Origin of the sequence: Streptomyces griseoloalbus (assembly GCA_014650015.1) — a bacterium.
GTDB lineage: Bacteria > Actinomycetota > Actinomycetes > Streptomycetales > Streptomycetaceae > Streptomyces > Streptomyces griseoloalbus.
The window spans coordinates 39,988-53,308 of the sequence record BMUD01000014.1; the positions used below are offsets into that span (position 1 = coordinate 39,988).

Below are 13,321 nucleotides of genomic sequence, written 5' to 3' on the forward strand. Positions count from 1 at the left end.
ACCGGCGCAGGCCGGGGCTTCGCCCCCAGGCCCCGGGCGGTGGCCCCCGGCGGAGGGCAGGGCCTGGCCCTCCTCCACCACCCCCTACCGCGGTAGCACCTCCACATGGGCTCCCGGGTATGACGCCCGGCGCGCAGCCGCCCCCGCACTCTCCACCCATCGGTACGAGGAGCTCGCGAGAGGGCGGAACATGAGGCTACGCAGCGGCAAGCGGCAGAAGGCGGACGACCGACCGGAGGCTCCGGCCACCACACCCGGTCCCGCCGTCGAACTGCGCGGTGTCCGGCGGCAGTACGGCCGGGGCGCGGGCACCGTGCACGCGCTCGCGGGCGTCGACCTCGCCCTCCCGCGCGGCACGTTCACCGCCGTCATGGGCCCGTCCGGGTCCGGCAAGTCCACCTTCCTGCAGTGCGCCGCCGGGCTCGACCGGCCGTCGGCGGGATCCGTGCGCCTCGGCGGTACGGAGATCACCGGGATGAGCGAGAACCATCTCACCGAACTCCGCCGCAGCCGCCTCGGCTTCGTCTTCCAGGCGTTCAACCTGCTGCCGTCGCTGACCGTGGAGCAGAACGTCCTGCTGCCCCTGCGTCTCGCCGGGCAGCGCCAGGACCGCGGCCGGGCTGCCGCCGTGCTCGCGCGGGTCGGGCTCGCCGACAAGGCGCGGCGCCGGCCCGGCGAGCTCTCCGGCGGCCAGCAGCAGCGGGTGGCCGTCGCCCGCGCCCTGGTCACCAGCCCCGACGTGATCTTCGCCGACGAGCCCACCGGAGCCCTCGACACCAACACCGCCGCAGAGATCCTCGGCCTGCTCCGGCACGCGGTGGACACCCTCGGCGCCACCGTCGTCATGGTCACCCACGACCCGGCCGCGGCCGCCTGGGCCGACCGCGTGCTGTTCCTCGCCGACGGCGCCTTCGCCGGCGGCCTGGAGCGCGGCTCGGCGGAGCGGATCGCGGCGCGGATGGCGACGCTCGCCGGCCGCACGGGCGTGATGGCGGGGGTCGCGGCATGAGGAGCTTCGCCCCGAACGGCCTCGCCCGCGCGGCCGTACGCTTCAAACCCGCCTCGTTCGTCGGCACGTTCGTCGCGCTGATGATGTCGGCGCTGATCGTCGCGGCCTGCGGCGTCCTGCTGGAGACGGGCGCCCGCGCCTCGGTGCCCGCGGAGCGGTACGCGAACGCGCCGGTCGTCGCGGCGGCCGACCAGTCCGCGCGACTCGTCAGCGACACCATCGACGGCCCCGAGGAAACGGCGTACCCGCTGCCGGACACCGCCCGCGTGGATGCGGGACTCGCGGCGAAGGCCGCCCGGGCGCCGGGCGCCGAGGCCGCCGTGCCGGACTTCACCTTCCCGGTGCGGCAGGGCGACGGAGCGCTCACCGGCCACGGCTGGGGCTCGCACGCCTTCACCGGTACCGCGCTGTCCGCGGGCGCCGCGCCGGGCGCGGGCGACGTCGTGCTCGACGCCGCCGCCGCCCGTACCGCGAAGGCCGCCGTCGGCGACACCGTCGCGCTCGAAACGGCCGCAGGCCGCGCCGGCTTCCGGGTGTCCGGACTGGCCGAGGCCGGGGCGGGTGACACCGCGGCGGCGGGCACGGCGGCCGGCGGCGGGGCCACGGCCTGGTTCGCCGACGCGGAGGCACCCGCGCTGGCCGGCCACCCCGGCAAGGCCGACGCCATCGCCGTGCTGGCCGCGGACGGCGCCGACACGGGCGCCCTCGCCGCCGCCGTGGAGAAGTCCCTCGCCGGCTCCGGCGTTCAGGTGCTCACCGGCGACGACCGCGGCGAAGTCGAGGACCACGGCCTCGCCTACGCCAAGGAGACGCTCCTCGCGCTCGGCGGGTCCTTCGGCGGGATCGCCACCCTGGTCGCCGTCTTCACCGCGGCCGGCACGGTCGCCCTCTCCGTCGGCCAGCGCACCCGCGAGTTCGCGCTGCTGCGCGCCGTCGGCGCCACCCCGCGGCAGATCCGCCGCGCGGTCGCCGCCGAGGCGCTGCTGGTCGCGCCGCTCGCCGGGCTGGTCGGGTGCCTGCCGGGGATCGCGCTGGCGACCTGGTGGTTCGGGCAGCTGAAGGACCGCGGGGCCGTCCCCGAGGCGGTCGATCTGCACATCTCGTGGATCCCGCTGCTCGCCGCCGTCGGGACCGGGCTGCTCACGGCGCTCGGCGCCGGCTGGCTGGCCGGGCGCAGGCCCGCGAGGATCAAGCCGGGGCAGGCACTCGCCGAAGCCTCGGTGGAGCGGCTGCGGCCGGGCATCATCCGTACCGTCCTCGGGCTGGCCGCCGTCGGCGGCGGTTCGGTTCTCGCCGGTGTCGCCGCCTCCGCCGCCGGTGCCGACGCGGCCAACGCCTCCCTCGGCGTCGTCATGCTCTTCATGCTCGCCGTCGCGCTGCTCGGCCCGCTGGTGGCCCGGCTGTGCGCGTCCCTCTTCGGCCTGCTGCTGCGCGGCGGCGGCGCCGCGGCGTCACTGGCCGCCGCCAACTCCCGTACGAACTCGCGCCGGTTGGCCTCCGCGATCACCCCGATCGTGCTGGCCATGGCCTTCGCCTCGACGCTCGTCTTCATGCACACGAGCGAGAGCCACGTCGCCGCGGAGCAGCTCCGCGACGGCATCACGGCGGACCACGTCGTCACGGACCCGGCGGGCCTGCCCGCCGGCACCGCCGGCCGGGCCGCCCGCGCTCCCGGCGTCGAGGCGGCCGTGAGCCTGCTCGACACGCAGGTGCTGGTGCCCGTCGACTCCGGCGGCGAGACGTCGCTGCAGGGGTCGGCGACCCAGGGCATCTCGGGCTCCGGCGCCCAACTCGCCGAGGTGCAGGACCTGGACGTACGCAGCGGCAGCCTGGACCGCGTGGGTGCGGGCCGTATCGCCATCGACACCACCCTGGCCACCGCGGCGAAGGTCGAGGTCGGCGACGAGTTGCCGCTCTACCTCCCCGACGGCACGAAGGCCCGCCCGGAAGTCGTCGCGGTCTACGGCCGAGGCCTGGGCCTGGCGGCGGTGACCATGGACCGCGCGTCCCTGGCCGGCCACGTCACGTCGGGCTTCGACAGCACGCTGCTGGTACGCGGCGGCGACGCCGAGCCGCTCGCCGCACTCGGCGAGGTCACCGACGCCTCGGGCTACGCCGTCGAGCAGAACGTGGACCGCGAACTCGGCGCCTGGGCCAACTACATGATGGCCGCCGTCCTGGGCGGCTTCGCCGCCGTCGCCGCCGTCAACACCCTGGTGATGACGGTCCTGGACCGCCGCCGCGAACTGGTCACCCTCCGCCTCGTCGGCTCCACCCGCCGCCAGGTGCTGCGCATGCTCCGCTGGGAGAGCCTGCTGGTGTCGGCAGCGGGCGTGGCCCTGGGCACGGCCATCGCCATGATCACCCTGACCCCGATGATGCGTGGCCTGACGGGCGAGTTCCCCCACGTACCCCCGCTGCTGTACGCCACGTTCGCCGCGACCGCGGTATCCCTCGGCCTCCTCGCCGTCACCCTCCCGGCCCGCGCGGCACTGCGCGACCGGGAGTCCTGAGAAGCCGAGCCGAGCCGAGCCGCGTCGGGCGGGTCGCGTCGGGCGGGTCGCGGTCCCGTCGGGGGCGTCTCGCTCCACGGCCCCGGACGGCGCGGGCGGCCCTCCCACCCGGCCGTGCGGCTCCTTCCCCCGGCGGAGGGCGGGGCCCGCCTCTCCGCCGCCCCCTACCGCGGTAGCACCTCCCCATCGGCTCCCGGGTACGACGCCCGGCGCGCAGCCACCCCCGCACCCTTCACCCCGTCGCGGAAGCGGACGGATGAGACGCACTGAGGAGTTCTTGATGCGGCAGAGCCGTACCGGAAGCACAGACACCGCACTGCACACGAGATGGAACGGGCGGCTCATCGGCCTGGTGGCCGTCCTCGCCCTGGTGAACTTCGTGGTCGACTCGGCCATCACCGCGCCGCTGGTCGTCCTGCCCGAGATGCTCGACCATTTCGGCACCGACCAGGCGGGGTGGCTCAACGCCACCGCGATGCTGGCGGGAGTGCTGTGGGCACCCCTGCTCGGGAGGAGTGCCGACATCCACGGCAAGCGCAGGGTGCTCGTGCTGACCCTGCTCCTCAGCTGCGCGGGCGCCCTCTTGTGCGCCGTGGCCCCCAGCGTCTGGGTGTTCGTGCCGGGGCGCGTGCTGCAGGGAGCGGCTCTGGCCGCCGTATTCCTCTCCGTGGCCATCGTTCGAGGTGTCTGCGCACCCCGCATCGCGATGATCATCGTGGGTATCGTGACCTCCGGCTCCGCGGTGCTCAACATCGCGTCCCGTTTCCTCATCGAGGAACTGGCCAAGGAGTTCGGCTTCCAGATCCTGTTCGTCGCATCGGCCCTCGTCGCCGTCGTGATGGCGGTGTGCGTGCACAAGGTCGTGCCCGAATCCCTGACCAGGACACCGGGCAGGATCGACGTCGGCGGTGCCCTCCTCCTCGGCGGAGGGCTCGCCGGGGTGCTCGGCCATGTCAGTCTGGGCCCGGACCTCGGCTGGCTCGCCGCCGGCCCGCTGGCTCTCCTCGCCGGCGGCGTCGCGGCATTGGCCAGGTGGTTCCTGGTGTCGAGCCGAAAGCCCGACCCCCTGATCGACATCAGGGACATCAGCAGGCCGTTGGTGCTCACGCTCCTCGTCGTCTTCCTCTCGGCCGGTTCGTACCAGAGCATGCTCCAGCTCGTCTCTCTCATCGGTGACGTCTCGGCGGATCAGCAACTCGGCTACGGACTGGCCGACCAGGGATCGGTGGCACTGCTGCTCGCGGCGCCGGGAGTCGGCGTCACGCTCGGAGGTCCGGTGGCCGGATGGCTCGCCGCACGCGTCGGACCGGCCTCGACGCTGGCCGGGGCGATCATGCTCGGAACGGTGGTGACCATCGGCATGTTCCTCGGGGCTTCCCGGCTTCCCGTCGCGCTCTGCTGCGGACTCCTGCTGGGCATCACGGTGGGAGCGCTCGGGACATCCGGCTTCAACATGGCGGCCGGCCTGGCGACCCCCGAACGACAGGGCATCGTGACCAGCCTGGTCATGGTCATGGTCTCGATCGGGGCGGTGGTCATGGACTTCGTGGGCGCGGCCGTGCTCAAGTCGACCGCCGCGGTCGTCGACGGCGAAACGACGAACTCGGCCACCGGCGTCTTCAGCTATATCGGGATCGCTTCCGCGGCGTTCGCGATCGCCGCCGTGCTGGCCGTCATCCTCGTGCGCAGCACACGCCCCCACCGCGACTCGCCGTCGCCCGACCTCCAGCGGGACGCGGTGTGACGGACCTCCGCAGAGGGCGACAGAAGCCGACCGCGCCCTCGCGCACGAGGCGATCCCGGTCGGTCGGCGCATTCCTCGCTACGAACATGGGAGTTGACGCATGAACATGAGAAACGCATCGAAAGGTACGGTCCTGATTTCCGGCGCGAGCATCGCGGGTCCCGCCACGGCGTTCTGGCTGCACCGGTACGGATTCGCGGTGACGGTGGTGGAGAAGGCCCCCGGGCTGCGGGGCGGTGGGTACCCGATCGACGTCCGGGGCACCGCGGTGGAGGTGGCTCGCCGGATGGGCATCCTGCCGCGGCTCCGGGAAGCGCATATCGAGTCACGCCGGCTGACCTTCCTCGACGCCGACGGCAGCCAGGCGGCGGTGGTCCATCCACAGGCGGTGGCCGGCGGGGTCGAGGGACGTGACCTCGAGGTGACGCGCGGGGATCTGGCGGACATCCTGTACGGGGCCGTCCGCGACGAGGTGGAGTTCGTGTTCGACGACTCCATCGATGAGCTCACGGAACACGAGCACGGCGTCGACGTCACCTTCCGCAGCGGCGCCCGGCGCGGCTTCGACCTGGTCCTGGGCGCGGACGGGCTGCACTCGCGTACCCGGGAGCTCGTATTCGGCCCCGAGCAGCCGTTCCACCGCTATCTCGGGTACTGCTTCGCCATATTCACCATGCCCAACACCTTCGGGCTCTCCCATGAAGTACTCATCTGGAACACTCCCGGAAGGGCCGCGGCGCTCTACGCGGTCGGAGACAGCGACGAGCTGCACGCGTTCCTCAACTTCGCTCACCCCGCACCGCCACGCGAGATCCTCCGCGACCCCGAGGCCCAACGTGACCTCGTCGCCCGCACCTTCGCCGGCGACGGATGGGACATCCCGCACATGGTCGCCGCCCTGCGCCACGCGGACGACGCCTTCTTCGACACCGTGAGCCAGGTCCGCATGCCGTGCTGGTCCAGCGGCCGGGTCGCGCTCGTCGGCGATGCCGCCTACGCCCCGTCGTTCCTGACCGGGCAAGGGTCCAGCCTCGCCCTCGCCGGCGCCTACATGCTCGCCGGCTCGCTGGCCGCCCACCGCGACCACACCGCGGCCTTCGCCGCCTACGAACGCGAGACCCGCGGATTCGTCGAACTGAACCAGGCACAGGTCGGTGAAGGCGACGCGGCGCTCTTCCCCACCACCGCCGAAGCCCTCGAGAAACGCAACAACCAACTCCGCGGCCTCACCACCTTGCCACCGGCAACCGGGCGCCCGGCCCACACAGCCCTCACCCTGCCCGAACACATCGAACCCATCGAACACATCGGGGACCGCCCCGGGAACGGGTGAGACCCTTCGGCGGGCCGCGGTGTTCCTCGCCCGGGACATCGCCCCGGAACGACAGGGGTGCGCCGCTCAGTGGCGGGGGCCGCGGTCTTGGCACCAGGCGCGTGCGGGACAGGCTGTGAGACCCGCACGGTCACGCCCGTTCACGGGCTCAGCCGCTCCACCCGCCAGCCCCCGCCCGCCTCCGCCACGTACCGGAGACGGTCGTGCAGCCGGTTCTCCCTGCCCTGCCAGAACTCCACCGCCGTCGGAACCACCCGGAACCCGCCCCAGTGGGGTGGCACCGGCACCCGCTCGTGCTCCGGATAGCGGGCCGCCAGCTCGGCGTACGCGGCGTCGAGCTCCGCGCGGCCGCTGATCACCGACGACTGGCCGCTGGCCCACGCGCCCAGCTGGGAGCCGTGCGGACGGGTGCGGAAGTAGGCCGCCGTCTCGTCCCGGCCGGTGCGCCGCGCGGTGCCGGTGACGATGACCTGCCGGGCCATCGGATGCCACGGGAACAGCAGCGAGACATGCGGGTTCCCGGCCAGGTCACGGGCCTTTCGGGAGTCGTAGTTCGTGTAGAAGACGAACCCGTCGTCGTCGAAGTGCTTCAGCAGCACCGTGCGGGAACCGGGCCGTCCCTCCGCGTCCGCCGTCGAGACGATCATGGCGTTCGGCTCGAACAGACCGCCGTCCGTCGCGGCCTGTTTGAACCAGCGCGCGAACTGCTCGACGGGAGTGGCGGCCAGGTCGGTCTCGGAGAGCCCCTCGGCCCGGTACTGCTTGCGCATCGAGGCGAGATCGAAGGGGACGGCGTCGCGGTCGGTCACGCCGTCATCCTGCCGCATGCGCGGGGGCTCCGGGAGAAACGGTGTCCCGCGTCACGGCGGAAGCCCTGTGGCACTGAGTGCCGCACCCCCTCCCCAAGGATGGCACTCGGGGATATCGTGCTTGCCACTGATCCGGTTGGGTGACCGCCAGCCGGGCATCACAGGGGTGACGTCCCGGACCGCGAGTCCTCGCACACCAGACCGCGGATCCACCGGACGCGCGCCCGTACCGCACCGATCTGAGCGACACATGGTCGTCCCACTCCACAACACCATCTGTCACCCACCTCACGAGGAGCCGCCTGATGTCCGACTTCGTACCCGGGCTCGAAGGAGTCGTCGCGTTCGAGACGGAGATCGCCGAACCCGACAAGGAGGGCGGCGCCCTGCGGTACCGGGGCGTCGACATCGAGGACCTGGTCGGTCACGTCTCCTTCGGCAACGTCTGGGGGCTGCTCGTCGACGGGGCGTTCAACCCCGGACTGCCGCCCGCCGAGCCGTTCCCGATCCCCGTGCACTCCGGTGACATCCGCGTCGACGTGCAGTCCGCGCTGGCCATGCTGGCGCCCGTCTGGGGCCTGAAACCGCTCCTGGACATCGATGCCGGGCGGGCCCGCGACGATCTCGCCCGCGCCGCCGTCATGGCGCTGTCCTACGTCGCCCAGTCCGCGCGCGGCCAGGGCCGGCCCATGGTGCCGCAGCGCGAGATCGACAAGGCCGACTCCATCGTCGAACGCTTCATGGTCCGCTGGCGCGGCGAACCCGACCCGCGGCACGTCGCGGCCGTCGACGCCTACTGGACGTCGGCCGCCGAGCACGGCATGAACGCCTCCACGTTCACCGCCCGGGTCATCGCGTCGACGGGCGCGGACGTCGCGGCGGCCCTCTCGGGTGCCGTCGGCGCGATGTCCGGACCGCTGCACGGCGGTGCCCCGTCCCGTGTGCTGCACATGATCGAGGAGATCGAGCGCACCGGGGACGCCGAGGCGTACGTCAAGCGGGCCCTCGACCAGGGTGAGCGCCTCATGGGCTTCGGCCACCGCGTCTACCGCGCGGAGGACCCCCGCGCCCGCGTCCTGCGCCGTACCGCCCGTGAGCTGGGCGCGCCGCGCTTCGAGGTCGCCGAGGCCCTGGAGAAGGCCGCCCTGGCCGAACTGCACGCCCGCCGCCCCGACCGGGTCCTCGCCACCAACGTCGAGTTCTGGGCCGCCATCGTGCTGGACTTCGCCGAGGTCCCGGCCCCCATGTTCACCTCGATGTTCACCTGCGCGCGTACGGCGGGCTGGTCGGCGCACATCCTGGAGCAGAAGCGCACCGGCCGCCTGGTCCGGCCCTCGGCGCGCTATGTCGGCCCCGGCAGCCGCGACCCGCGTGAGGTCGAGGGATACGCGGACATCGCCCACTGAGCGGAGGCTCCCCGAAAACGCAGGCGACCCGCGAGTCTGGTTCCTCCCTGGGGAGGAGCCGGCCGGACGTTACCGGCGACTCGCGGGTCGGGTGACTGCGTTGGGTTAGGCCGGCTGCGTGTATCTCGCACACGCTGGCCCGGCGCCGAACCGAGTACGACGGCGGGCCACTAGCCCGCAGCCACCTCTTCCGTCCGGTGTGCATACATCTGCCGAACCACCTCCTTTCCGAAGTACCGCCACTCTAAGAAGCGTTTCTCCTCGGATCAACCACTTTTTTCTCCGTACGGGCCGCCGGAGGAGGTCCGCCGAGGTCAGATGCCCAGGAGCTGTTTCACCGGCTCGATGGCGAAGTAGGCGAGGAAGAGCGCCGCGGTGCCCCAGAGCAGCCAGTGCACCTCGCGGGCCTTGCCCAGGCACGCCTTGATGACCACGTAGGAGATGAAGCCGGCTCCGATGCCGTTGCTGATGGAGTAGGTGAACGGCATGACGACGATGGTCAGGAACGCGGGGACGGCGAGGTCGTAGCGATTCCAGTCGATGTGCCTGACCTGCGTCATCATCAGGAAGCCCACCGCGATGAGGGCGGGGGAGGCGGCCTGCATCGGCACGATGGTCAGCACGGGGGTGAAGAAGAGGGCCAGGGCGAACAGGCCGCCGGTGACGAGGTTGGCGAAGCCGGTCCGGGCACCCTCGCCGACACCGGCGGCGGACTCGATGTAGGTGGTGGCGGACGAGGACGAACTCGCTCCGCCCGCGACGGCCGCCGCGCTGTCGATGAGCAGGACCCGGCCCAGACCGGGAACCTGCCCGCGCTCGTCGAGCAGTCCGGCCTCGGCGGTGACGCCGACGACGGTGCCCATGGTGTCGAAGAAGTCGGACAGGATGAGCGTGAAGATCAGCAGGACGACGGTGAGGACGCTGATCTGGCCGAACGAGCCGAGCAGGTCGAACTGTCCCAGGAGCCCGAAGTCGGGCGCGGCGACGGGCTTGTCCGGCAGTTCGGGCGCGGTCAGGCCCCAGGACTTGACGTCGGCCAGCTCGTTGATGAGGACGGCGAGGACGGTCATCGCCACGATGCTGATGAGGATGGCGCCCCGCACCTTGCGGGCCATGAGGACGACCGTCAGCAGCACGCCGAGGCAGAACACGAGCATGGGCCAGCCGGTGAGGCTGCCGGTGCCGAGCTGCACGGGCACGGTGGTGTTGGCCGCGTCCGGGATGCGCGTGACGAATCCGGAGTCCACGAAGCCGATGAAGGCGATGAACATGCCGATGCCGACGCTGATGGCCTGCTTGAGGGGTTGCGGGATGGCGTGCATGACGGCCTCGCGCAGACCGGTCAGCACCAGGACGCAGATCAGCAGACCCTCGAGCACGACGAGCCCCATCGCGTCGTCCCAGCTCATCAGGGGAGCGATCTGGAAGGCGACGACGGCGTTGAGGCCCAGGCCCGCGGCCAGGGCGAGCGGCAGGTTGCCGGCCACGCCCATGATGAGGGTCATCACGGCGGCCACCAGGGTCGTGGCGGTCGCCAGCTGGGCCGGGTCGAGCTTGTCGCCGAACTTGTCCTCGGTGCTGCCGAGGATGATCGGGTTGAGCACGAGGATGTACGCCATCGTGAAGAACGTGGCGAATCCACCGCGTATCTCACGGCCGTACGTCGAGCCGCGTTCGCTGATGCGGAAGAACCGGTCGAGGGTGCCGCCGCCTCTGGGGGGTGCGGGGTCGGCCGGGCCGGTCGTCATGGTCTTCATGGGACATTCTCCTGGGCGTGCGCGGGGGACGAATGCACGACGATGCCGCCGGGGAGCGTGGCAGTCGGTATGCGGTCACACCTGCGGCAGCCTGCGAGCGGATCCTACGGAGCGGTGGTCCAACGTCAACACCCTTGCAGGAAAAGGAAGTTGCGAGCGCAATGATCTCCGTTGCTTCCTACAGAATCGGCGGTGACCTTCCCGCCATAACGGGATGCAGGCGACAGTGGCCGTGGTGCTCACCCTGCGTCGCTCCCTACTCTCGCACCGTGCATCCTCCACTCCCCTTCAGCGCACGCGCCGCCCGCATCCTGCGCGAGAAAGTCGGGATGGCCCCCGGCCACGTCGCCTACGGCATGCGCGCCTCCTACGGATTGACCCACGTCACCCCCGACCACATCACCGCCTGGGAACGCGGCCTCGCCGTGCCCGACGCCCACGAACTCACCGCCCTGGCCGGCGCCCTGTGGTGCGCGCCCCGCGACCTCATGGGCGCCCCCCGCACCCTGCGGGAACACCGCATCGCCCGCGGGGTCGCCCCCGAGGACGTCGCCCGTGCCACCGGTCTCACCCTCAACGCCTACCTCACCATGGAGGAGACCGGCCGCTGGGTCGGTGGCCGACGGGAGTCGGCCCTCCTCGGAACCGTCCTCGGGCTCCCGCCACGGGCCCTGCTCTCCATCACCGGCGGCGAGCGGGAACTGGCCCGGCTGCTCACCGAGGCCGTCTCCACCCGCTGGCAGGCCCACATCCGGGAGATCGCCGACCTGCTCTCCCTGGAGCGCCGCGACCTGAAGAGCACGCTGCGCGTCATGCACGACGAGTACCAGACCCTCATGGCGGCGACTCTCAGCCGGGCCGGCGGCGCCGCCTCCGGCGAGAACGGGCGGCGCTATCTCGACGAGATCGTCCACCACTTCTGGACACGGTTCGAGAACCGCTGAGCCGGCCGGGCCGCGGACGGCGCGCCATCGACCGACCGCCGGGACGGGCGCGGTCGGCCGGCCGCATCAGCGGCCCTCGCGCCGAGGCCGTACGGGAGCGGTGGCGCGCGGCGGGCGCCGGGCGGTGCCGGCCGCCGGTGAGGACCGTCCGGTTCCCTCACGCGCGGGGCTTCATCGAGGTCGAGCGGTATGTTCTGCCGGGCGGGAACGATCTCGGGCCGACGCTGCGACGGGCGTCTTTTCCCTCGTGGACGGGCCGGGAGGGGCGCGCCGTACAACGATTCCCTCAATCTTGTGGGAACTCGATGTGCGCTGAGTCACGTTCAAGTTGAATGATTGCAAGTGAGCGAACCGTCGTGCCGTACGCACGGACGCAGCCTGCAGGGGGTTCCAGGTGAGTGCTTCCCGGCATAGTGGGATCACCGACGAGCTGGGGCCGGACGAGCCCGAGCCCGCGCGGGAGGGTTCGGACGGCTCCGATCTCCTCGCCGCGCTGCTGGACGGCATGGACGCCGCCCTGTGCGCCTTCGACGCGGACGGGGTCGTGACGCACTGGAACCGTGAGGCGGAGCGGATCCTCGGGTGGACCGCGGCCGAGGCGGTGGGCCGGCCCGGGTTCGCCGGGTGGGCCGTGCGCAGCGCGGACGCCGAGGAGGTCGAGGCGCGGCTGATGTCGGCCATGGACGCGCCGGGCCGGCAGGTGAACGAGTTCGCGCTGCTGACGAAGGACGGCGGCCGGGTGCTGGTGCGCACCCAGTCCGCCGCCGTGCGCGGGCCGGACGGGAAGCCGGCGGGGGTGTACTGCGCGTTCAGCGAGGTGCACGCGCAGATCGATCTGGAGCGGTCGATCGCGCTGAGCGAGGCGCTGCTGGAGGACGCGAGCTGGGGTGTCGTCCTGGTCGACGCCGATCTGCGGCCCACGGTGGTGAACGCGCACGCCGCGCGGGCGCTGGGCGCGGGGCGGACGTCCGTACTGGGGCGGCCGCTGGGGGAGCTGCTGGCGCAGGGCGTGGAGGAGCTGGAGAGCGCGCTCACCCATGTGCTCGCCGAGGGCGCGCCGCCCGCGCCCGCCGAGCTGTGGGTGAGTGTGCGCACGCCGGAGGGCGAGCGGCGGCGGTGCTGGCGCAGCGGGTTCGTGCGGCTGGCGTCACCGCTCGCGGAGGAGCCGGTTCCGCTCGGGGTCGGCTGGATGTTCCAGGACGTGACCGAGTCCCGGCAGGGTGAGCAGGACGCGTCGCTGCTGCGCTTCCGCGCGCAGCAGCTGCACCGCGCGGCGCGCGCGGCGGCGGAGTGCGAGGACCCGGCGGAGGCGGTGACGGTCCATCTGGACTTCGCGCTCGCCGGGTTCGCCGACCACGCGCTGATCGACCGTGTGGCCGACGGCACGGCGAACACGGAGGCGGAGGGGGCCGCGCGGGTGCGGCTGGTGCGGATCGCCGCCACCCCGTCCGGCGCCCCGGGGCCCAGCCGGCTCGCCGGGCAGGCGGGACTGCCGGTGCGGTACGGCGAGGGGCATCCTGCGGTGCAGAGCGTGGAGCGGTCCGGGTCGGTGCGGGCGAGCGCGGGGTCGGTGGGCGCCGAGAAGGCGCGGGCCTGGGCGCTGTCCCGGCAGTGGCCGGCGGACACGGTGCACGCCCTGTGCACGGTGCTGCGCAGCCGGGGCCGCACGCTCGGTGCCGTGACGTTTCTGCGCGGCGCGGGCCGCACCGCGTTCGAACGCTCCGACGCCATGTACGCGGAGGACGTGGCGGCCCACATCGCCACGGCCCTGGACCTGTCGGCCCTCCTCGGCGACGACCACTGACC

At 72.6% G+C, this 13,321-nt stretch carries 9 protein-coding genes; 7 read left to right on the forward strand and 2 right to left on the reverse strand.

Annotated features, from left to right (window positions below; genetic code table 11):
* Positions 1-190 precede the first annotated feature (190 nt).
* From IE178_RS21425 to IE178_RS21440, 4 genes are all read left to right on the forward strand, one after another.
* The gene (locus IE178_RS21425) at positions 191-1,009 is read left to right on the forward strand and encodes an ABC transporter ATP-binding protein (RefSeq protein ID WP_193513424.1); all 819 of its coding nucleotides are present in this window, start codon (positions 191-193) and stop codon (positions 1,007-1,009) included.
* Positions 1,006-3,522 carry an FtsX-like permease family protein gene (locus IE178_RS21430; RefSeq protein ID WP_193513425.1) on the forward strand — a complete coding sequence of 839 codons (2,517 nt, stop codon included), beginning with the start codon at positions 1,006-1,008 and terminating at the stop codon, positions 3,520-3,522. Before IE178_RS21425 ends, IE178_RS21430 begins: the two co-directional genes overlap by 4 nt.
* A 280-nt stretch (positions 3,523-3,802) precedes the next feature.
* Positions 3,803-5,266, forward strand: a complete 1,464-nt coding sequence (locus tag IE178_RS21435) for an MFS transporter (protein ID WP_193513426.1) — start codon at positions 3,803-3,805, stop codon at positions 5,264-5,266.
* A gap of 100 nt (positions 5,267-5,366) precedes the next feature.
* The gene (locus IE178_RS21440; RefSeq protein WP_193513427.1) at positions 5,367-6,599 is read left to right on the forward strand and encodes an FAD-dependent monooxygenase; all 1,233 of its coding nucleotides are present in this window, start codon (positions 5,367-5,369) and stop codon (positions 6,597-6,599) included.
* Between the two features lie 140 nt (positions 6,600-6,739).
* On the opposite strand, the gene pdxH is transcribed toward IE178_RS21440, so the two are convergent.
* Positions 6,740-7,426, reverse strand: coding sequence for a pyridoxamine 5'-phosphate oxidase (pdxH, locus tag IE178_RS21445; RefSeq protein ID WP_184763831.1), 687 nt, complete (start codon positions 7,424-7,426; stop codon positions 6,740-6,742).
* Between the two features lie 287 nt (positions 7,427-7,713).
* Between pdxH and IE178_RS21450 the strand changes: the two genes are divergently transcribed.
* Entirely contained in the window at positions 7,714-8,814 is a 1,101-nt protein-coding gene (locus tag IE178_RS21450; RefSeq protein WP_184763830.1) for a citrate synthase 2, read from the forward strand.
* Positions 8,815-9,128: 314 nt separating this feature from the next.
* On the opposite strand, the gene IE178_RS21455 is transcribed toward IE178_RS21450, so the two are convergent.
* Positions 9,129-10,571, reverse strand: a complete 1,443-nt coding sequence (locus tag IE178_RS21455; protein ID WP_193513428.1) for an NCS2 family permease — start codon at positions 10,569-10,571, stop codon at positions 9,129-9,131.
* Between the two features lie 269 nt (positions 10,572-10,840).
* Here IE178_RS21455 and IE178_RS21460 point away from each other — a divergent pair, with 269 nt between their 5' ends.
* Both IE178_RS21460 and IE178_RS21465 read left to right on the forward strand, forming a co-directional pair.
* The gene (locus IE178_RS21460) at positions 10,841-11,515 is read left to right on the forward strand and encodes a helix-turn-helix transcriptional regulator (protein ID WP_184763828.1); all 675 of its coding nucleotides are present in this window, start codon (positions 10,841-10,843) and stop codon (positions 11,513-11,515) included.
* Between the two features lie 394 nt (positions 11,516-11,909).
* Complete coding sequence (locus IE178_RS21465) at positions 11,910-13,319, forward strand: PAS domain-containing protein (RefSeq protein ID WP_193513429.1); 1,410 nt, start codon at positions 11,910-11,912, stop codon at positions 13,317-13,319.
* Positions 13,320-13,321 lie beyond the last annotated feature (2 nt).

Bases quoted from the DNA above. Each gene is read 5' to 3' on its own strand.
- IE178_RS21425 (WP_193513424.1), top strand. From the start codon at position 191: ATGAGGCTACGCAGCGGCAAGCGGCAGAAGGCGGACGACCGACCGGAG.
- IE178_RS21430 (WP_193513425.1), top strand. From the start codon at position 1,006: ATGAGGAGCTTCGCCCCGAACGGCCTCGCCCGCGCGGCCGTACGCTTC.
- IE178_RS21435 (WP_193513426.1), top strand. From the start codon at position 3,803: ATGCGGCAGAGCCGTACCGGAAGCACAGACACCGCACTGCACACGAGA.
- IE178_RS21440 (WP_193513427.1), top strand. From the start codon at position 5,367: ATGAACATGAGAAACGCATCGAAAGGTACGGTCCTGATTTCCGGCGCG.
- pdxH (WP_184763831.1), bottom strand. From the start codon at position 7,426: ATGCGGCAGGATGACGGCGTGACCGACCGCGACGCCGTCCCCTTCGAT.
- IE178_RS21450 (WP_184763830.1), top strand. From the start codon at position 7,714: ATGTCCGACTTCGTACCCGGGCTCGAAGGAGTCGTCGCGTTCGAGACG.
- IE178_RS21455 (WP_193513428.1), bottom strand. From the start codon at position 10,571: ATGAAGACCATGACGACCGGCCCGGCCGACCCCGCACCCCCCAGAGGC.